This is a genomic window from Pseudomonas sp. E45-MNA-CIBAN-0222, from assembly GCF_040310405.1.
GTDB classification, from domain to species: domain Bacteria; phylum Pseudomonadota; class Gammaproteobacteria; order Pseudomonadales; family Pseudomonadaceae; genus Stutzerimonas; species Stutzerimonas stutzeri_AC.
Window position 1 is genome coordinate 476,739 of the sequence record NZ_JBEOPU010000001.1, and the last position, 20,810, is coordinate 497,548.

Genomic DNA, 20,810 nt, shown 5'->3' on the forward strand with positions numbered 1-20,810 from the left:
CGGCGGCAAGCATCTTGTCGGCGTTGGATCGGTCGAATGATCGTCCGCGCCGACACTCGTCTCGGTTCGCCTTGCAGAATCCGCCCATGGAGATTTCATGAGTAAGAAAAAGCCCTATACGCCACAGGTTTCGACCCCGTCCAGGATTAGCGAAGGTTCGCCCTTCCCGCTCGGGGCAACCTGGGACGGTCTGGGGGTTAATTTCGCCATTTTCTCCGCCCACGCGACCAAGGTTGAGCTTTGTCTGTTCGACCCCAGTGGGGAAATCGAGCTCGAGCGTATCGAGCTGCCCGAGTACACCGATGAAATCTGGCATGGCTATCTGCCGGATGCGCATCCTGGCCAGATCTACGGGTATCGAGTCTACGGCCCGTATGACCCGGAAAACGGCCACCGCTTCAACCCCAACAAGCTGCTGATCGACCCCTATGCCAAGCAATTGGTTGGCGAGCTGAAATGGTCCGAAGCGTTGTTCGGCTACACCATTGGCCACCCTGACGGCGACCTCAGTTTCGACGAGCGCGACAGCGCGCCGTTCGTGCCCAAGTGCAAGATCATCGACCCGGCATTCACCTGGGGTCGCGATCATCCGGTCCAAGTGCCATGGGACCAGACGATTATCTACGAGACCCATGTACGCGGATTCACCATGGAGCATCCGGCTGTCGCAGACGATGTGCGCGGCACATTCGCCGGCTTCAAGACGCCGGAAGTGATCGACTACATTCGCAAGCTCGGGGTTTCGTCGATAGAATTCCTGCCGATCCATGCTTTCGTTCAGGACCAGCATCTGCTGGAGAAAGGCATGGCCAACTACTGGGGCTACAACAGCATCGCGTTCTTCGCGCCGCACCCCAAATATCTGGCCAGCGGCAAAATCACCGAGTTCAAGGAGATGGTCGCGCACCTGCACAACGCCGACCTCGAGGTCATTCTTGATGTGGTCTACAACCACACGGCTGAAGGCAACGAGCGAGGCCCTACCCTGTCCATGCGCGGTATCGACAACGCCTCCTATTACCGTCTGATGCCGGATAACAAGCGCTACTACATCAACGACTCCGGCACAGGCAACACGCTGGACATGAGTCACCCCTGCGTCCTGCAGATGGTCACCGACTCGCTGCGTTACTGGGCCACCGAGATGCATGTGGATGGCTTCCGTTTCGATCTGGCGACCATCCTCGGCCGCGAACACGACGGCTTCGACGAACGCCATGGCTTCCTGGTCGCCTGCCGCCAGGACCCGGTCCTGGCCAAGACCAAATTGATTTCCGAACCCTGGGACTGTGGTCCCGGCGGTTATCAGGTCGGCGGTTTCCCACCGGGCTGGGCGGAGTGGAACGATCAGTTTCGCGATACCACTCGTGCCTTCTGGAAAGGCGATGACGGCCAGCTCGCCGACTTCGCCAGTCGCCTGACCGGCTCTGGCGATCTGTTCAACCAGCGCGGACGCCGGCCGTTCAGCTCAGTCAACTTCATCACTGCCCACGATGGCTTCACTCTCAAGGATCTGGTTTCCTATAACGAGAAGCACAACGAAGACAACGATGAGGGCAATCGCGACGGCAGTGACAACAACCTGTCCTGGAACCACGGCGTAGAAGGCCCGAGCGATGACCCGGAGATCATCGATCTGCGCTACCGGCAGATGCGCAACTTCCTGGCCACGCTGCTGTTCTCCCAAGGCACGCCGATGATCGTCGCTGGCGACGAGTTCGCCCGCACCCAGCACGGCAATAACAACGCGTATTGCCAGGACAGCCCGATCGGTTGGGTCAACTGGGATATCAGCGAGGACAGCTACGGCCTGCTGGGCTTCACCCGCAAGCTTATTCGCCTGCGCCAACGCTATCCGATGCTGCGCCGCAGCCGCTTCCTGGTTGGCGCCTACAACGAAGAGCTGGGTGTAAAGGACGTGACCTGGCTGGCGCCGAACGCCGAGGAGCTGTCCATCGAGCAGTGGGAAGACGCGCACAACCGTTGCATGGGCATGCTGCTGGACGGGCGCGCTCAGCCAACGGGAATCAAGCGCGCGGGGTCCGACGCTACCTTGCTGCTGATCGTCAACGCCCACCACGACCTGGTGAATTTCACGCTGCCGGAAGTGCCGCAAGGCATCTACTGGAACCGCTTGATCGACACCAACCACCCAACCGCACGGCCCGAGCGTTTCGACTTCAATGATGAATACGCCGTAACCGGACGATCCTTGCTACTGCTTGAGTTGATCAAGTCGGAAGAATGACCTGATCGAACACCCGCACCTGGCGCAATGTCAGGTGCGGGTTTGGCGGATTCACTCAAAAAAAGACACGCGGCAGTGAACCTCGTCGCGTGACTCAAGTCCCAAAACCAGCGCGGCCCCCTAATCAACTAACGGATTCGTTCTGCTCGTCGCCGGCAGCCCTGTCATTTCCGTGATGGATCACACGTCATGCTCTCTCTGCGACCGCTTATCTATCCCCTTTTGTTACTGATCGGGCTCGTCCCACTGACGTCTGCCTTTGCCTCCAGCACCCAGGTGAAAGCCGCCGACAAGCCAGGATCAGTGCGCTTGTTGATCAATCGCGCCGGCAGCGGCAAGGCGATGGATGTCAGCAACACCCTTGAAGTCCCCGTGGAAGTCACCTTGCGACTGACCCGGATGGTCAACGTCGCTGGCGTCGGCAAAGGCGTGATCCGCAAGACTGTGCCGGCCAACAGCAGAGTGCGGGTGGCGACGCTCAGCAAACGCCAGGCTGGCGGGCCCATCATGTTCAAGCATTCGTTCAGTTACGCGCTGATCTTCTCGCCAGAACCGGATCGGCCAGGATCAGTTGCCGGGCCGGCCTATGCACTGCCCTGGCAAGGTGGGCCGTTCCGAATTTCTCAAGGGGCTGGCGGCGACTTCAGCCACAACTCGCCTAGTGGCCGATACGCAGTGGACATCGCCATGCCCGTAGGCACACCCATCGTGGCGGCACGGGCGGGCACCGTGGTGAAAGTCCGCAACGGTCAGGGTGGGCGCTTGCCCGACCCGGCTGGCAACTACGTACGCATTGAACATGATGACGGCACGCACAGCGCCTACCTGCACCTGAGCCGCGGTTCGGTACGGGTCAGCCCAGGACAGAAGGTCAAAGTCGGCACGCTGCTCGGCAAGTCCGGCAATACCGGCCGCAGCACCGGTCCGCACCTGCACTTCGTGGTGCAGAAGCCCTACGGCAGCTCGATGTTGTCGATTCCTTTCCGCTTCACCCAGCCGGTGGAATCGCTGCCCAACTTTGCGCTGAGCAGCCAGTAATCGGGGCAAGCGTCAGAGCATGCGCTGCATGATGTCGTCTCGCTTGACCAGGCGGTGGTAAAGCGCCGCGGCGATGTGACCGATCACCAATAGAACGGTCAGCCAAGCCAGTGGTGAATGGACTCCGCCAACCGAAGCCGCCCAGGCGATTTCCGGGCCCTTCTCTACCAGCTGCTGGCCAAACACCTTAAGGCCGTAGCCATTGCCGACCAGATACAGCACACCGGTAATCGGCATCAGCAGCATGCAGGCATAGAGAGCCAGATGGCCGCCCTTGACCAGCCACGCGGTGGCCGGATCATGCTGCGGGCGTTGCCTGAGCTGACTCAGTGACCAGACGATGCGCAGCACTACCAGAACCATCAGCACGGCGCCCAGGGAAACGTGCCAGGGCACGAGCGTCTCGCCGACCCAGTGCTCACCTTCGGCGATGCGGTCGCCCAGTTTGAGAAACTGCCAGACGATCAGCAGCGCCATCAGCCAGTGAAATACCCGCGAAACGGTGCCGTAGCGACTTGGCGAATCGAGCGTACGGCTCTCCGCCCGCCCGGCAGCGGGCTGCACACCGGCCTCGGCTTTCCAGGCGATAACCAGCGATTCGTCGCCGGCCATGCGCTCCAGGTGATCGGCGACCACCTTCTGCAACTGCTGCAGCTTGGCTTGATCGGCAGTCTCCAACTGCGCGTCCAGATAGCCCTCGCTGGCGTGCAGACTGCAGCGACCGAGCGGCAGTTCGATCACTCCGCCCTGCTCGTCCAGCTGCACGGGAAATTTGTGCCGCCAGTGGTTACATAGGCGCTTGATCAGCCGCTCGGGGTTTTGCGCAGCGATGCGGGCATGGGCCTGATACATGGATCGTTTCTCCTGTTGGATGGATACGCGTCAGCCAAACCGGTAGGCCGAGAGCGTGGTATGCATGACGCGGTCGCTGAAGACCCTGCGCCCTTTCGAGTTCGCCGCGGCGCCCGCAGCCACCAGTAGCGGGATCAGATGCTCCTCGGCACGAGACGGATGACATAGCCTTGCTGCGGGTGCTGCTTCCCAGTGCTGCAGAGCGTCATCACGCTGCTGCGGGGTGGATTCCACCGCTGCGCTAAGCCAGTTATCGAACTCATCGGAAATCGAAGCGAAGCGTGGATCGCCATAGCCGCGCATGTTGTGAAAACTCATACCGCTACCGACGATCAGTACGCCTTCATCGCGCAGCGGCTGCAGCGCGCGGCCAGCCTGGATATGCGCGAGAGGATCGAGATCGTTGCGCAACGAGAGCTGCACCACCGGGATATCCGCATTGGGAAACATGAGTTTCAGCGGGATGAACGTGCCGTGGTCAAAGCCACGCTGTTGATCTTCGTGGGCGCATAGCGAAGTACCTTCGAGCAAGGCTGTGATGCGCGTAGCAAGCTGCGGATCGCCTGATGCCGGGTAGCGCAGTTCATAGGTATGCGCTGGAAAGCCGTGATAGTCGTAGATCAACCCGGGTCGCGCAGCGCTGGTTACGCTGAAAGTTGGCTGCAACCAGTGACCGGATACCAGCACGATGGCCGTGGGCTTTGTCGGTAGCGTCGCAGCAATCCCATTGAGAAACTCGGCCGTGGCATTCCAGGCGGTCGGCGGGTTCCAGTCCATGAAGAAGCAAGGCCCGGCGCCATGAGGCACGAACAGCGTCGGCATGGTTTGGTCGGCAGCTTGGGCACTGGCAGGCATGATCGGGCTCCGGGAAGGACATGGGACAAAGCATGACCTACACTCAAGGGTGAGAGAACCCATTAAGAAGCACAGACAGTTTTTACTCTGAGTAGGAGCCGCGATGCTCGATAGAATTACCGGCATGCGCGTATTCGTTCGCGCTGCCACGGCAGGCAGCCTCTCGGCGGCAGCGCGCCATCTGGACATGTCGCCGGCAATGGCCAGCAAGCACGTTGACGCACTGGAGGCGCGCCTTGGGGTCAAGCTATTCCACCGCAGTACGCGTCGCCTGAGCCTGACCGAGGCCGGCAGCAACTATCTGGAGGCCTGTCAGCGCATCCTGCCGGAGATCGAGGAAGCCGAAGCCAGCGTAGCGTCGCAACGGATCGAGGCCACCGGGCTGCTGCGAATGAATGTGCCGCTGACGTTCGGCACGCACTTCATCGCCCCACTCATTCCGGAGTTCAGCCGCCGCCATCCGGCAGTGAAAGTGGAGCTAGGCCTAACCGACAGCCGGGTCGACCTGATCGACGGCGGCTGGGACATGGCCGTTCGTATCGGCCAGCTGCAGGACAGCTCCATGCAGGCACGGCGGCTTGCAGACTGCCCGTTGCTGGTCTGTGCCTCGCCGCGCTACCTGGACGAACGTGGAGTGCCGCGCAGCGTCGCCGATCTGGGGCAGCACAACTGCCTGGGTTACAGCCTGCCGAACCTCGCCGCAGGCAAGGTCTGGCCCTTTGGCCGCAACGGCGAGGTGCGGATCGCAGTCAGCGGCGACCTGGTGGCCAATAACGGTGAAGCCCTGGTGGCCGCCGCGGTCGGTGGCCAGGGCGTGATCTACAAGCCGCAGTTCATTGTCGCCAAAGCCCTGCGCAGTGGTGAGTTGGTTGCCCTTGAACTGGACCAGCCTTGCGTCGAGCTCGGCGGGATTCACGTGGTCTACCCACCCGATCGCCGTCCACCAGCCAAGGTTCGGGTAATGATCGATTATCTGGTCGATGCATTTTCTGGCGACCTGCCGTGGAGCCTGACAGCAGACTAGCTTTGCCCTTCGCCTGCAGGGCACGTTCAGCGCCCTACTGATCACCATCGCACTCGCGCCTGCCGTGCCGAATCTCCCCCAGCCTCCCGAGAAAAGATGAACCGCTGCAGCGCGCAAAAGTCGGAACAGATGGGCGCGTAGGCATTGTTGCCGCGCTTTATCGAGCTTCCGCTATTCGCGGGACGCTCTGATTGAAGCCGGGACACCGGTGCATCACCGGTCGCACTGCCGCTTCGTGCGTCGGAGTTTTTCATGCGCGCATCGGCGATTAGGAGTGTTTATGAACGCGGTCAACCTCGTTTTTCTCGAAGAAAAAGGCGCAGCGGCGAGCGCCCTCTTCACCCAGCAGATCCTCACGTAGGGCGGCAGTATGGCGAGCATTCATATCGGCATGTCCGGCTGGCGCTATGCCCCATGGCGTGGCGACTTCTATCCCAAGGGGCTGACGCAGAAGAAAGAGCTGTGCTTTGCCTCGCGGGCGGTGAGCAGCATAGAGATCAATGGCTCGTTCTACTCGCTGCAAACGCCCGAGCGCTATGCCGACTGGTATGCCGACACGCCCAGAGGCTTTGTCTTCAGCATCAAGGGACCGCGCTACATCACCCACGTGCGCAGGCTCCAGGAGGTTGAAAAAGCACTCGCCAATTTCTTCGCCTCGGGCATTTTCCAGCTCAAGGAAAAGCTCGGCCCGATCCTCTGGCAGTTTCCGCCGTCGTTCAAGTTCGATGCAGAACTGTTCGGGACGTTTCTCCGTCAGCTGCCCCACGACACCGAAGCAGCGCTGGCAATCGCCAAACAGTGCGAGCCACGCATGGAAGGCCGCAGTTATCTGTCCATCGACCGCAAGCGGCGCATGCGGCACGCCGTCGAAATACGCAACACAAGCTTCGTCGACCCCGAATTCATCGCCCTGCTGCGCAAGTATCGGGTCGCACTGGTGGTGGCCGATACCGCCGGCAAGTGGCCCAACTATGAAGACCTCACCAGCGATTTCATCTACATCCGCCTGCATGGCGCCGAGGAGCTCTATACCAGCGGTTACACCGATGAGGCTTTGGCCAGCTGGAGCCATCGCATCCAGCTTTGGAGCGAAGGCCGTCAGCCTGACGATGCCCGTCTGATCAGCAAGAAAACACCACGGGCGCGCCGCTCCCGTGAGGTGTACTGCTATTTCGATAACGACGTGAAGGTCCGCGCACCCTATGACGCGCGGCAACTGCTGCACCGGCTCGGCCTGGATGAACACCTGCAGGCCACGCCCGGCCAACTAGAAGGAGCTGAAGTTTGACTCTGGACAAAGACCACCCAATCGAAAGTGCCGATCTCGATGCCCACATGGCTACGGCGGTCAACTCGATCCGCCTCCTCACCGTAAACACCCACAAGGGTTTCACGGCCCTGAACCGCCGGTTCATTTTGCCGGAACTGCGTGAAGCCGTGCGTAGCGTTTCAGCGGACGTGGTGTTCCTGCAGGAGGTACTTGGCACCCACGATAAGCACGCGATGCGCTTTCATAACTGGCCCTCCACACCGCAATACGAGTTTCTGGCCGACAGCATCTGGACCGATTTCGCCTACGGTCGTAATGCGGTCTACCCCGACGGCGACCACGGCAACGCCCTGCTATCCAAATTCCCGATCATTCGCTATGAGAACCTCGACATCTCCATCGCCGGACCGGAGCGGCGCGGGCTGCTGCACAGCGTGCTGCAAGTGCCCGGGCACGATGAATTTCACGCCATCTGCGTGCATCTCGGCCTGCGCGAGGCGCATCGCCAGCAGCAGTTGGCGCTACTTTGCGACCTGCTCGACTCGCTACCAAAAGGTGCGCCTGTGGTGGTCGCCGGTGATTTCAACGACTGGCGGCTGAAAGCCACCCAAACGCTGGATCGCTGTGCAGGGCTGCACGAAGTGTTCGCCGTGTCCCACGGCCAGGTGGCCAAAACCTTCCCGGCGCGTTGGCCAATGCTACGTCTGGACCGAATTTATGTGCGCAATGCCAGCAGCCACAATCCACAAATACTTGGTAACAAACCCTGGACACACTTGTCCGATCATCTGCCCCTAGCGGTGGAGATACATATATGAGTTACCACTGGAGAGACGGTAATCGCCTTCAGTTACTGGAAAACGGCGAAGAGTTCTTTCCTCGAGTGTTCGAGGTGATCGCCCAGGCCAAGAAAGAGGTGCTGCTGGAAACCTTCATCCTGTTTCAGGACAAGGTAGGCACCGAACTGCAGAAGGCGTTGATAGCGGCCGCCGAAAACGGTGCCAGCGTCGATGTCACTGTCGATGGTTATGGTTCGGCGGACCTGTCCGGCGACTTCGTCACCGCCATGACCCAGGTCGGCGTACGCATTCACATGTTCGACCCAGGCAAGCGTCTGCTGGGGCGGCGGCTCAATGTGTTCCGCCGCATGCATCGCAAGATCGTGGTCGTCGATGGCGAGACTGCCTTCATTGGCGGCATCAACTTTTCCGCCGATCACCTGGGCGACTTCGGCCCGGCCGCCAAGCAGGACTATGCCCTGCAGGTGGAAGGTCCCGTAGTGCGGGATATCCATCATTTCGCCCTGAGCCAGATCGCGCCGGACAAACCGACACATCGCTGGTGGCGTCGCCGGCTGCGCCAGCAAACACCTGGCTATGGCGGCATCAGCCGCGGCGAGGCACGAGCATTGTTCGTCACCCGCGACAACGACCAGCATCGCAACGACATCGAAGAGCACTACCTTCAAGCAATTCGAGATGCACGCTCCAGGCTATTGATTGCTAACGCTTATTTCTTCCCCGGCTACCGCGTATTGAGAGAAATACGCAATGCAGCTAGGCGCGGAGTACGGGTACGCCTGATCCTGCAAGGCGAGCCGGACATGCCGATCGCCAAGTTCGGTGCGCGAATGCTTTACAACTATCTGATGCGCGACGGAGTGGAGATTCACGAATACTGCCGCCGACCGCTGCACGGCAAGGTCGCACTGACCGATTACGAGTGGTCGACTGTCGGTTCGAGCAACCTCGATCCGCTGAGCCTGTCACTTAATCTGGAAGCGAACCTGATCATTCGCGACCACGTGTTCAACCGCCAGCTGCATGAGCGGCTTGACCACCTTCTGCAGGCCGACTGCAAACGCATTCCTCTGGAGCGAATCATTCGTGGCTTCTGGTGGCGAGCGCCCTTGGCGTTTCTGATCTTCCACTTCCTGCGGCACTTCCCGGGGTTGGTAAGCCTTTTCCCCGAGCACAAGCCACGCCTGGAACTGATCGACGTCGAAACGCCGCCGCTGGATCCAGTGCCCTCTCCCATTCAACGAGAACAGCCATGACCCAGACTAGCCAGGGCGAGGCGAAAAGCGGTTGGCGTCGGCGCTGGCCGCTGATCAAGAAAATCCTCACCTACGTGTTCTTCGCTCTAGTGGCGGCTCTACTGATCGGTCTGGCGCGCAACCTCGACTGGCAGGAGGTCTACAGTACGCTGCGAAACTATCGCGCAGAAACGCTGTGGATGGCGGGCGCCGCGGCTGTGGGCAGCTATGTCGTGTACTGCTTTTTCGACGTGCTGGGTAAAGGATATGCGCGCCACGATCTACCGGTGCGACAGATCCTCCCGGTGACCTTCGTCTGTTACGCGTTCAACCTGAACCTCAGCGCATGGGTCGGCGGCATCGCCCTGCGTTTCCGCTTGTACTCCAGGCTAGGGTTGCGACCGTCGCAAATCACCCGGGTATTTACGCTGAGTGTGCTCACCAACTGGCTGGGCTACATGTGGCTGGCCGGGATGATTTTCTTGATGGGCTGGATAGAGCCTCCGGCGAGCTGGGATATCGGCTTTACCGCGTTGCGTATAGTCGGCGCCGGGCTGCTCGTGGCGTGCGTCGTCTATCTGGGCCTCTGCGGATTTTCCAAGCAGCGCTCCTGGACCGTGCGCGGCCACGAAATACATCTGCCGTCGCTGCGTCTGGCGCTGGTGCAGTTGGTTCTGGGGGCGGCGAACTGGTCACTGATGGCGCTCGTGGTGTACTTCATGCTCTCTCAGAAGGCGGACTACCCCGAGGTGCTCGGGATTCTAATGATCAGCAGCATTGCCGGCGTGGTAGCCCATATCCCTGCCGGGCTCGGGGTAATCGAAGCCGTGTTCGTCGCCATGCTCGCCGACGAAATGAGCAAGGGCGCCATCGTTGGCGGTCTGATCGGCTATCGGGTGGTGTACTTCCTGATTCCTCTATTGCTGGCGACGCTGGTCTATGTGGTTCTAGAGGCGAGAGCGAAAAAGCTCCGCAGCAGCAACCAGACAGGTGAGCAGCAGCCGGCGTCGCAGGAAGCGGGTTAAGCGAGCGGTTGCGGCGCCTGTGGCGACGTAGTCAGCCTTATCGGTGGGCTGGAGCCCACCCTACGAACGCCCCGGTGCGGAGCGAAGCTGCACCCTTATCCGACTAAACCCACTCTACAAACCGCCTAGCCCGCAACGCCCCCCTGTAGGGTGGGCTTCAGCCCACCGATTGCGTGGATGCGAGCAGCAAGTCGCTAGCCTTACCCAGCCCCGGCTGCGAACCACACGCTGCTCGATGGCGCATGCCGACGTGCAAATGACTACCCGCAAACGCAAAGACGCCGCTCGAAGCATCCGAGCGGCGTCTTGCGTCCTGCCTGGCTATCAGTCTCTAGGCCTGGCTTGTATCCCTAGACCTGCGGTCGCAACACCAGTACACCAAGGGGGGGTAAGGTCAGCGACAGCGAAACCTTCTCGCCATGACTCTCGATCGGCTCGGCGAGCATGCCGCCACCGTTTCCGGTATTGGAGCCGCCGTAGCAACCTGCATCGCTGTTGAAGACCTCCAGCCACTTGGCGTCCACCGGAACGCCGATGCGGTAGGCCTCACGTACCACCGGCGTGAAGTTGGCAACCACCAGCAGCGGATGCCCGGTCGAGCTCTTGCGCAGCCAGGCGAACACGCTGTTGGCGCGATCATCGCCGATCAGCCACTGAAAGCCCTGCGGGTCGCTGTCCAATTCGTGCAACGCCGGTTCCTGGCTGTACAGCCGGTTCAGATCGCGCACCAGGTTCTGCACGCCACGGTGATCGGCCTCTTCGAGCAGATGCCAGTCCAGCTCGCGGTCATGGTTCCACTCGCGCCACTGGCCGAACTCGCTGCCCATGAACAGCAGCTTCTTGCCCGGGTGCGTCCACATGAACGACAAGTAGGCGCGCAGGTTGGCGAACTTCTGCCATCGATCCCCGGGCATCTTGTCGACCAGCGAGCCTTTGCCGTGGACCACTTCGTCGTGGGAAATCGGCAGGACGAAGTGCTCGGAATAGGCGTAGACCATGCTGAAGGTCATCTTGTCGTGGTGGTACTGCCGATTGATCGGGTCTTCCTGGATGTACTTCAGCGAGTCGTGCATCCAGCCCATGTTCCACTTGTAGGAGAAGCCGAGGCCACCTTCGCTGGTGGGCTTGCTGACGCCCGGAAAGGCTGTCGATTCCTCGGCGATCACCAGCGCGCCAGGGGTTTCCGTGGCCACTACGTCGTTCAGATGGCGCAGGAAGTCGATCGCCTCGAGGTTCTCGCGCCCGCCATGGCGGTTGGGAATCCACTCGCCGTCCTTGCGCGAATAGTCGCGATAGAGCATCGACGCCACCGCATCGACACGCAGGGCATCGACGTGGAATTCGCGCAGCCAGTGCAGCGCCGAAGCGAGCATGAAGCCGTGCACCTCGGTGCGGCCGAGGTTGTAGATGTAGGTATCCCAGTCCTGATGGAAGCCCTCGAACGGGTGCGCGTATTCGTACAGCGCGGTGCCGTCGAATTCGCCCAGGCCATGGGCGTCGGTGGGAAAGTGCGCCGGCACCCAGTCGAGGATCACACCGATGCCGGCGTTATGGCAGGCGTCGACGAACTCGGCGAAATCATGAGCGTTGCCGTAGCGCGCACTTGGCGCGAACTGCGAGAGCAGCTGGTAACCCCAGGAGCCGCCGAAGGGATGCTCCATGATCGGCATCAGCTCGATGTGGGTGAAACCCATGTCCACTACGTAGGGGATCAGGCGCTCGGCCAGTTCGTGCCAGTCGTACAGGCGGCCATCGTCACCACCGTCACGTCGCCAGGAGCCCGCATGCAGCTCGTAGATGCTCATCGGCGCCTTGACCGACTGGCGCGCGGCGCGCTGCTGCAACCAGCAATGGTCCTTCCACTGGTAGTCCAGCGGCCGGGCGATGACCGAAGCGGTGCCCGGCGGGTGCTCGGTTGCCAGGGCGATCGGGTCGGCCTTGAGCGGCAGGATGCCGTTCGGCCCGAGAATCTCGTATTTGTAGGTATCGCCCGGCTGCAGTCGCGGGATGAACAACTCCCACACGCCGGACGGAAAGCGCAGCCGCATCGGATGACGGCGACCGTCCCAACCATTGAAGCTGCCGACTATCGACACTCGGCGCGCGTTGGGCGCCCACACGGCGAAGCGCACGCCCTGCACACCGTCCACTTCCAGCACCTGCGAGCCGAATACCCGGCCGATCTGCCGGTGATTGCCTTCGGAAAACAGGTGCATGTCCAGCTCGCCCAGTTGCGGACCGAAGCTGTAGGGGTCTTCAGTGATCTGCTCGCCGCCGGCCCAGCGAATCTTCAGCAGGTAGGGTTGCTGATGTGGCAGGCGGATAAAGAAGAATCCGGGCACCTGCCCCTGCTCCATCACGGCAAGCAGTTGCTCATCGCGATCAAGCACTTCGGCACCCAGGGCATTGGGCAGGTAGGCGCGTATCACGATTCCCCCGCCGTCAGGATGCGGCCCGAGAATGGAAAACGGGTTGCCATGCTCGGCTCGCACCAGGGCGTCTACATCGGCGTCGCTGGGCATCAGGGTTTCCCCTGGCATGGTCAGAACCGGACGATCAGTCATTGGAGCCTCCATCGAAAAGCTGTTGTGCCAGGGCCAGCAATCCCTGTAGCGGGACGGGCAACCAGGTTGGTCGGTTCTCCGCTTCGTAAACGATCTCGTAAGCGCATTTTTCCAGGCTGAACAGCAGCAGTGCAGCATTCGCGCCATCCGCGTCGCGCCAGTCGTGCGGCAACTCGGCGGTGGCCTCGCGGTAGGCTTCGAGGAAGGCCGCCTGCGCACTGCTCTGGTAACTCGCCGCGATACGCTGCCGCGCCTGATCGGCCTCGGGCGTGCTGTCGCTGACCTGCGCACCGCGGATGGTCATGGCAGCGGCGTACTCGAACGAACGCAGCAGGCCTGAGACATCCCTGAACGGACTATGTTTGGCGCGCCGCTCATCCAGCGAGCGGGCCGGCTCCCCTTCGAAGTCGATGAAGTAGGCATCACCCTGCACCACCAGCACCTGGCCGAGGTGCAGGTCGCCGTGGACACGGGTCCGCACGCCACCAACGGTTCTAGCAGCCAGACGTTGCACTTGTTCGAGCAGCTTGTCGCGCCGCGCCAGCAGTTGGCCGAGCGCGGTAGCCTCCTTGCGATCGAAGCTCGAGCGATGTTCCTCGAGGCGCTGCAGGGCCTGTTCCAGCTGCGCGCTGACGCTCTGCTCCCACTGCTTGGTGTCGGCTTTGCTGGTGCTTTCGTAGGCGAAGGCCGGATCTTCGGTCTGCGTGGCAAGCGCCATGTGCATCTCGCCGAGCTGCTGACCGAGCAGGCGGTTGAAGGCCTGTAGTTCGTCGAGGGCGCTGAACTGGTTCTCGTGCATCGACACGCCACCGGCGATTTCGTCACGCACCGCGCGGTCGAGGTTGTTCAGCGTCCACACCCAGGCATCGCCCTGGCTGTCGAGGAAATGCTGGATCACCATCAGGGCAACCGGCTCGCCCTGCTTGTTGATGCGGCTGACCTGACCGAGCATGCCGGAGATGTGGGCGAAACCGCGTTCAGTGAGGAAACCGCCCATTTCCAGTTCAGGGTGGACGCCCGGTGCCACGCGACGGAGCAATTTGATCATCACCTTGTTGTCGATGATCGCCGAGCTGTTCGACTGCTCCGCAGAGATAAAGCGCACCTCGGGGTGCCCCGGCAATTGCAGGTCGGCCAGTTGCGGCATCGGCACGAAGCGGATCTCACCGTCGTTGCAAGGCAGTACCAGCTCGTCGCGCAGGCCCTGAATGACTGCGGCGCTGAACTGCTCCAGCGCGAAGGCGTCCGTCATCAAGCCGACCTGCGGTCCCCGCCGCACGCGGGCCAGAGCCAGTTGCTGCGGCAAAGCAGCTTCGAAATCGGTCTCGGCAAGAAAACCCAGCGGCAGCTGGTACAGATCGCTGCGTCCGGCGGATTCCACGCACAGCTCGCTGAGCAGCACCGGGCGGTTCGGATCGCCGAATGGCACGCAGTAGCTGATACGGACCGACTCGATCGCAACATCCTTGGCGGCGAACCAGCGCCGTTTGGGGAGGTAAGCCGGCAGCGATTCGGTTTCCAGAATACGCCGGTTGGCGGCAGTAAGGGTATCCAGGCGCTTGAGCACCAGCGTCTGGAAGTCCGGCATGGTATCCACCGGCTCCTGGTGCCAGCTCGGCATCTGGTTGGTTGGCGCCAGCTGGAACCAGTAAAAGCCGTACGGCGGCAAGGTCAGTAGATACGGCAACTGTCCGATCGGAGGGAATGCACTGCCGCCGACCATCTCCACCGGCACCATCCCGGCGTACTGCGACATTTCCAGCTCCGCCGCCTGGGCAGATCGCGAAACGTTGGCCACGCAGAAGATAATTTCCGATTCACCATTCGCCCCGGTGAACTCACGCATATAGGCGAGGATGCGGCGGTTGCTCGGCGCGAGCATCTTCAGGGTGCCGCGGCCGAAGGCCTTGAACTGCTTGCGGATGGTCAGCATCCGCCGCGTCCAGTTGAGCAGCGAATGCGGATCGCGCTGCTGGGCCTCGACGTTGATCGTGTAGTAGCCGTAGAGCGGGTCCATCACCGGCGGCAAAACCAGGTTCGGTGGATCGGCGCGGGAGAAGCCGCCGTTGCGGTCCACCGACCACTGCATCGGCGTGCGTACGCCGTCGCGGTCGCCGAGGAAGATGTTGTCGCCCATGCCGATCTCGTCGCCGTAGTAGATCACCGGCGTACCGGGCATGGAGAGCAGCAGGCTGTTGAGCAACTCGATCCGCCGGCGATCCCGCTCCAGCAGTGGCGCCAGGCGCCGGCGTATGCCCAGGTTGATCCGTGCGCGCTTGTCCGAGGCATAGTAGTTCCACAGGTAGTCGCGCTCCTTGTCGGTCACCATCTCCAGCGTCAGCTCGTCGTGGTTGCGCAGGAAGATCGCCCACTGGCAGTTCTCCGGGATGTCCGGGGTCTGGCGCAGGATGTCGGTGATCGGGAAGCGGTCCTCCTGGGCGATGGCCATGTACATGCGCGGCATCAGCGGGAAGTGGAAGGCCATGTGGCATTCGTCACCCGGGCCGCCGTCTTCTCCGCCGAAATACAGCTGCGTGTCTTCGGGCCACTGGTTGGCTTCGGCCAGCAGCATGCGGTCGGGATAGTTGGCGTCGATCTCGGCGCGGATCGCCTTGAGCACCGCGTGAGTTTCCGGCAGGTTCTCGTTGTTGGTGCCGTCGCGCTCGACCAAATAGGGAATCGCGTCCAGGCGAAGACCGTCGATACCCATGTCCAGCCAGTAACGCATTACCGCCAATACCGCTTTCATGACCTGCGGATTGTCGAAATTCAAATCCGGCTGGTGTGAATAGAAACGGTGCCAGAAATACTGTTTGGCTACCGGGTCCCAGGTCCAATTGGAGCTTTCGGTATCAAGGAAGATAATCCGCGTGCCGTCGTACTTCTTATCGGTATCGGACCAAACGTAGAAATCCCTAGCAGCAGAACCCTTCTTGGCCTTGCGCGCGCGCTGGAACCAGGGGTGCTGATCCGACGTGTGGTTGATGACCAACTCGGTAATTACCCGCAGACCACGCTTGTGCGCCTCAGCGATGAAACGCCGGGCATCAGCCATGTTTCCGTAGTCAGGATGCACGCCGCGATAATCGGCAATGTCGTAACCATCATCACGTCGCGGTGACGGGTAGAACGGCAGCAGCCAGATGGTATTCACGCCAAGGTCGGCGATGTAATCCAGCTTTTCGATCAACCCAACGAAGTCACCGACCCCATCGTCATTCGAATCGTAGAAGGACTTGAGGTGTACCTGATACACCACCGCATCCTTGTACCAGAGCGGGTCCTTGATGAAGGCGGCGGGTTTGCGCGGTTTTGCCATGTGCTTCATTCCTGTAGCGGTGTGAAGGCCCGCGGGCAATCGGCGGGCAACGGCGGAGCCGCAGCTGAATCCACATTAAGAGAGCAACATAACTAATTGATCAATATGGATTAATAGCTGCAACCTAGAATTTACTTGAGGTCCGGATCTGGCTGTTGAGCCGTTAGGCGCCAGATCCCGAATGGCAAGTGCGCCGGATCGATACGCATCCATTGAGTCTTGCCGTACCAGGTCCAGCGATGGCCATTCATCAAGTCCTCACCCTGGGTATGCGCGTCGTCCGGCAGCCCGAGTTCCCACAGCGGCAGTTCGAAATGCGCTTCCTGAGCGTTGTGCGGGTCGAGGCTGATAGCCACCAGAATGAAGTTCGACAGGTCCGCGGTGCGCTTACCGAAGTAGAGAATGTTGTCGTTGTAGGCGACGTACGCCTTGAAGCCAAGGTGCGTTTGCAGCGCCGGATTCATCCGGCGGATGCGATTGAGCTGGGCGATCTCGGCAACGATGTTGCCCGGCGCGTGATAGTCGCGAACACGGATCTGGTACTTCTCGGAATCCAGATACTCTTCCTTGCCCGGAATCGCCGCCGACTCGCACAGCTCAAAGCCCGAGTACATGCCCCACAGGCCCGAACCCATGGTGGCCAGCGCGGCACGAATCAGGAAGCCCGCACGGCCAGAGTCGTGCAGGAAAAATGGATTGATATCCGGTGTATTGACGAAAAAATTCGGTCGGTAGCAGTCGCGCAGCGGCGGCTCGTTCAGCTCGGTGAGGTACTCGCTCAGCTCGGCCTTGGTGTTGCGCCAGGTGAAATAGGTGTAGCTCTGGCTGTAACCGATCTTGCCCAGCCGCGCCATCATGCCGGGGCGTGTGAACGCTTCGGAGAGGAACATCACGTCGCGGTCGCGCTCGCGGATATCGGCAATCAGCCACTCCCAGAACGGCAGCGGCTTGGTGTGCGGGTTGTCGACCCGGAATATCTTCACGCCCTGCTCAACCCAGTGCCAGACCACATCGCGCAGCGCCAGCCACAGAGCCGGCTTGGCATCCTCGGCATAGAAGTCGACGTTGACGATGTCCTGATACTTCTTCGGAGGGTTCTCCGCATATTTGATGGTGCCGTCCGGGCGCCAGGAGAACCAGCCTGGGTGTTCCTTGAGCCAGGGGTGATCCTGCGAGCACTGGATGGCGAAATCGAGGGCGATTTCCAGGCCGTGTTCACGCGCCGCTGCAACCAGCTCATGGAAGTCGTCCAGTGTGCCCAGTTCGGGATGAATGGCGTCGTGCCCGCCATCCTCGCTGCCGATGGCATAGGGGCTGCCCGGATCGTTCGGACCGGCCAGCAGGCTGTTGTTCGGCCCCTTGCGGTGCTGGCGCCCGATCGGGTGGATCGGGGGGAAATACAGCACGTCGAAGCCCATGTCGCGAATGGCGGGCAGGCGCTTGTGCACGTCGCGGAAGGTGCCGTGGCGATTCGGGTCGTCGGTTTCAGAGCGCGGGAACAACTCATACCAGCTGGCGAACTGCGCCAGCGGGCGCTCGACATCCAGCGGATACACAGCACTGCGACTGCAATGTTCGCGAGGATCCGCCGTGGCCATCGCAGCAGCCGTGTCCGGCGCAAGCAACAGCGAAACGCGCTCATCGTCGGTGTGGGTTATACCGAGGCGGTGCACCAGATCGTCGAGCACCGCGCGGTTTTCACCTTGGGCGCGGGCCGTGGCCTTTTCCAGCAACAGCCGCCCTTCTTCCAGTTCCAGATGCACCGGCACGCCAGCGGTGTGTTTTTTCGACAACTCGTAGCGATAGGTTTCGAAAACATCCCACCAGGCCTCGATGACGAACTCATGCTCGGCCACCTGGGTCGGGGTGAACTGGCCTTGCCAGGCGTCATTGCCGAGCAGCTTCAGTCGCGCGCGACGCCAACTGGTTTCGCCCTTCTCACGCCAGCACACGGCGGCGGCAAGCTGGTCATGCCCGTCGGCGAAAATCTTGCTGGTTACGACTACCGGCTGGCCGATGACCGCCTTGGCAGCAAAGCGCCCTTCATCCAACACCGGCAAGGTGGATTCGATGGCGATGCGCGGCATCTGCAGGGCTTCTTCGAGTCGAGGGTGAATCGTCGCGGTAGGCTTTGCATCACTCATCGAAAGGGGCTCCTGGGGCGTGGGTTCGGTCTGCCCGAGCCGCCTCTGGACGCGTCAACGTGCGGTTCGGGAGGCGACCGGTACGGTTTTCGTCGGCTCTTTCTTCCGAGCCAAGGGACCCTGGAAAGTTCAGCCCCGGGCGGCCGTTAGCCAGCCCGTCCGGCGACCGGTCGAGCCTGGTGGAGCGCAATACGGCAGTTGCCGGTTTCAAGCCCCCCGTGAGCGGGTGCCGAACCCGACCACGCCGAATGTCGCCAGCGCCGCGAGCAGCGACGATTGGCCGGAACCTCGCCCATGTAAGCCGATCAATGCAGAACGGCCGCCAAGGCTGAGCTGGCTAACACCAGGAGAACGACGATGACTCACGTGCGACCCGATGTGCCGCAACCCGACCCGATCGTGCATGACAAGCCGGGCGATGTGCCGCAGGTGCCTTGTGCCGAGGAGCTGGACGAACACAAGCCCGGCGCGCCATATGGAAACCAGACCGTGGCGGATACCGACGATCCCCAGACGACCTGATCGCTCGCCGCCACACTGATGTCTCAACCTTTCTCCAGGCGCTTGAGCAGTGCCTGCGTCAGCCCCTGTCGAACGGCGCCGTAGCGGGCCCACGGGTCGCTGCGTAATGCCCGCAAACGCTCATCCAGGTTGCCGATGTTCCAGCGATCGGCTCTCTCCAGCTGCGCCAGCTCCTCACGCTCGACAGGCACGGATACCGCCAGCCCCGGACGCGCCCTGACCGAATAGGCGGCAACGGTGCTCGCCCCGCGCTGGTTGCGCAGGTAGTCCACGAAAATTCGCCCGACCCGATTCTGCGGGCCCATCTTGTCGACGATCAGCTCCGGCGCCTCGCGCGCCAGCCGCTCGGTGACCGAGCGAGCGAACTGCCGGGCCAGGTCCCAGTCGTGCCGACGATCGAGCGGCATCACGACATGCATGCCGCGGCCTCCGCTGGTCTTGAGGAAGGCCTGCAATCCCAGGTCGTCCAGCAGCCGCAGCGTCAGCTCGGTCGCTTCCACCATGCTCGACCAGGGCAACGCGGGATCGGGGTCGAGATCGAAAATGACTCGATCGGGCCGCTCGACGCGATCACTGCGCGCGTTCCAGGTGTGGAACTCGACGGTACCCATCTGCACGGCCTCGATGACCGCGGTGATGTTGTCCGCCTGGATCAGCCGCGCATGCTCGGGATCGAGGTTTTTCGGCAGTGCGCGCATGTGCGGCATCTTCAACCGACCGCAATGGCGTTGGAAAAAGCTTTCGCCGTCGACGCCTTCAGGTGCACGAACGATGGACAGTGGCCTGCCAGCCAATTGCGGCACCAATCGGTCGGCGACCGCCAGGTAGTACTCGGCCAGCGCAAGCTTGCTCGCGCCGCTGGCCTTGTCGATCACTCGCTGCGGATTACTGATGCCGACGCCGCCCACCAGCGGGCGGCCGGCGCTCTTGCGCTGCTCTGGCATGGGCTACCCCGATCAGCTCGCCTTTTTGCTGGATTTGCTGCCCGCCGCTGGCGCCTTGCGCGTGCGCGAAGCCGCCGAGGAAGATTTGCTCGTTTTGGCCTTGCTCGCAGTCTTGGGCTTGGCCGGCGCCTTTTCCTCCTCCTCGTGGTCGTCCTCTTTGCTGGCCTTGCCCGGCTTGGCAGCGAGGCTGCGCTTGAGCAGTTCGGTAAGGTCGATGACATCCGCCGAACGACGATCCACCGCTTCCTCCGGTCCGCCGACCGCTTCCAGCTTGCCTTCGCGGGCCTTCTTCTCCACCAGCTCCATGATCTGATCCTGGAAGGTGTCCTTGTACTGTTCCGGCTTCCACTTCTCGGTCATGTCCTCGACCAGGCGCTTGGCCATGTCCAGCTCACGCTCAGCCAGGTCCGGATCGAGCGCTTCGTCCTTCAGCTCCAGGTATTCGACCCCGCGCACCTCATCGGCCCAGCGCAGGGTGTTCATCACCAGCGCCTTGCCCAGCGGCATCACCACCGCCAGATGCTGCTTGTTGCGCAGCACCACGTTGGCGATACCGACCTTGCCAGTCTGGATCAGCGTCTCGCGCAGCAAGGCGTAGACCTTTTCGCCGCGGCGGTCCGGCGTCAGGTAGTACGGCGTGTCGATGTAGAGAAAGGAAATGTCCTTGGCATCGACAAAGGCGACGATATCCACGGTCTGGGTCGCCTTGGGATGCGCTGACTTGATCTCGTCGTCACTGATCACGACGTAGTGCCCCTTCTCGTACTCGACGCCCTTGACGATGTTCTCGCTGTCGATGTCCTCGCCGGTGGTCTTGTTGATGCGCTTGTAGCCGACCCGGTCCATGCTGCGTTTGTCCAGCCAGTCGAAGTCGATGCCCTGGCGGGTGGTGGCCGGTACCAGCGCCACCGGGATGTGTACCAGTCCGAAACTGACTGCGCCTTTCCAGATCGTGCGTGGCATGGTCGTT

Annotated in this window: 15 protein-coding genes; 8 read left to right on the forward strand and 7 right to left on the reverse strand. The window is 61.7% G+C overall.

Annotated elements, in window-relative coordinates; genetic code table 11:
- Positions 1–97: 97 nt before the first annotated feature.
- A complete protein-coding gene (glgX, locus tag AAEZ08_RS02185) occupies positions 98–2,248 on the forward strand; it encodes a glycogen debranching protein GlgX (RefSeq protein WP_003285013.1) in 2,151 nt (716 codons plus the stop codon).
- A 189-nt stretch (positions 2,249–2,437) separates the two neighbouring features.
- Positions 2,438–3,286, forward strand: coding sequence for a M23 family metallopeptidase (locus AAEZ08_RS02190; protein ID WP_058065855.1), 849 nt, complete (start codon positions 2,438–2,440; stop codon positions 3,284–3,286).
- 12 nt (positions 3,287–3,298) lie between these two features.
- Here the strand turns inward: AAEZ08_RS02190 and AAEZ08_RS02195 are convergent, their stop codons facing one another.
- Both AAEZ08_RS02195 and AAEZ08_RS02200 read right to left on the reverse strand, forming a co-directional pair.
- Positions 3,299–4,138, reverse strand: coding sequence for a DUF2218 domain-containing protein (locus AAEZ08_RS02195; RefSeq protein ID WP_500123615.1), 840 nt, complete (start codon positions 4,136–4,138; stop codon positions 3,299–3,301).
- A 30-nt stretch (positions 4,139–4,168) separates the two neighbouring features.
- On the reverse strand, positions 4,169–4,993 hold the full coding sequence (locus tag AAEZ08_RS02200) for a DODA-type extradiol aromatic ring-opening family dioxygenase (protein ID WP_500123616.1): 825 nt from the start codon (positions 4,991–4,993) through the stop codon (positions 4,169–4,171).
- A 103-nt stretch (positions 4,994–5,096) separates the two neighbouring features.
- Between AAEZ08_RS02200 and AAEZ08_RS02205 the strand changes: the two genes are divergently transcribed.
- From AAEZ08_RS02205 to AAEZ08_RS02225, 5 genes are all read left to right on the forward strand, one after another.
- Positions 5,097–6,017: a LysR family transcriptional regulator gene (locus AAEZ08_RS02205; protein WP_003285019.1), complete on the forward strand. Its 921-nt coding sequence runs from the start codon at positions 5,097–5,099 to the stop codon at positions 6,015–6,017.
- Positions 6,018–6,387: 370 nt separating this feature from the next.
- Entirely contained in the window at positions 6,388–7,305 is a 918-nt protein-coding gene (locus AAEZ08_RS02210; protein WP_003285020.1) for a DUF72 domain-containing protein, read from the forward strand.
- Entirely contained in the window at positions 7,302–8,105 is an 804-nt protein-coding gene (locus tag AAEZ08_RS02215; protein ID WP_102820131.1) for an endonuclease/exonuclease/phosphatase family protein, read from the forward strand. Before AAEZ08_RS02210 ends, AAEZ08_RS02215 begins: the two co-directional genes overlap by 4 nt.
- Positions 8,102–9,343: a cardiolipin synthase ClsB gene (clsB, locus tag AAEZ08_RS02220; RefSeq protein WP_003285024.1), complete on the forward strand. Its 1,242-nt coding sequence runs from the start codon at positions 8,102–8,104 to the stop codon at positions 9,341–9,343. The genes AAEZ08_RS02215 and clsB overlap by 4 nt, the downstream gene beginning before the upstream one ends.
- Positions 9,340–10,347 (forward strand): lysylphosphatidylglycerol synthase domain-containing protein, encoded by a 1,008-nt coding sequence (locus AAEZ08_RS02225; RefSeq protein ID WP_003285025.1) that lies wholly within the window; start codon positions 9,340–9,342, stop codon positions 10,345–10,347. Before clsB ends, AAEZ08_RS02225 begins: the two co-directional genes overlap by 4 nt.
- Positions 10,348–10,697: 350 nt before the next feature.
- Here AAEZ08_RS02225 and glgB read toward each other — a convergent pair whose 3' ends face one another.
- The 3 genes from glgB to AAEZ08_RS02240 form a co-directional block, all read right to left on the reverse strand.
- Positions 10,698–12,911, reverse strand: a complete 2,214-nt coding sequence (gene glgB / locus AAEZ08_RS02230) for a 1,4-alpha-glucan branching protein GlgB (RefSeq protein WP_500123617.1) — start codon at positions 12,909–12,911, stop codon at positions 10,698–10,700.
- The gene (gene treS, locus AAEZ08_RS02235; protein ID WP_500123618.1) at positions 12,904–16,230 is read right to left on the reverse strand and encodes a maltose alpha-D-glucosyltransferase; all 3,327 of its coding nucleotides are present in this window, start codon (positions 16,228–16,230) and stop codon (positions 12,904–12,906) included. The genes glgB and treS overlap by 8 nt, the downstream gene beginning before the upstream one ends.
- Before the next feature lie 131 nt (positions 16,231–16,361).
- Complete coding sequence (locus AAEZ08_RS02240; RefSeq protein ID WP_500123619.1) at positions 16,362–18,374, reverse strand: alpha-1,4-glucan--maltose-1-phosphate maltosyltransferase; 2,013 nt, start codon at positions 18,372–18,374, stop codon at positions 16,362–16,364.
- 357 nt (positions 18,375–18,731) lie between these two features.
- Here AAEZ08_RS02240 and AAEZ08_RS02245 point away from each other — a divergent pair, with 357 nt between their 5' ends.
- Positions 18,732–18,896: a hypothetical protein gene (locus tag AAEZ08_RS02245; RefSeq protein WP_003285031.1), complete on the forward strand. Its 165-nt coding sequence runs from the start codon at positions 18,732–18,734 to the stop codon at positions 18,894–18,896.
- A gap of 23 nt (positions 18,897–18,919) precedes the next feature.
- On the opposite strand, the gene ligD is transcribed toward AAEZ08_RS02245, so the two are convergent.
- Both ligD and ku read right to left on the reverse strand, forming a co-directional pair.
- On the reverse strand, positions 18,920–19,840 hold the full coding sequence (gene ligD / locus AAEZ08_RS02250; RefSeq protein ID WP_500123620.1) for a non-homologous end-joining DNA ligase: 921 nt from the start codon (positions 19,838–19,840) through the stop codon (positions 18,920–18,922).
- A gap of 12 nt (positions 19,841–19,852) precedes the next feature.
- Positions 19,853–20,803 (reverse strand): non-homologous end joining protein Ku, encoded by a 951-nt coding sequence (gene ku / locus AAEZ08_RS02255; RefSeq protein WP_500123621.1) that lies wholly within the window; start codon positions 20,801–20,803, stop codon positions 19,853–19,855.
- Positions 20,804–20,810 lie beyond the last annotated feature (7 nt).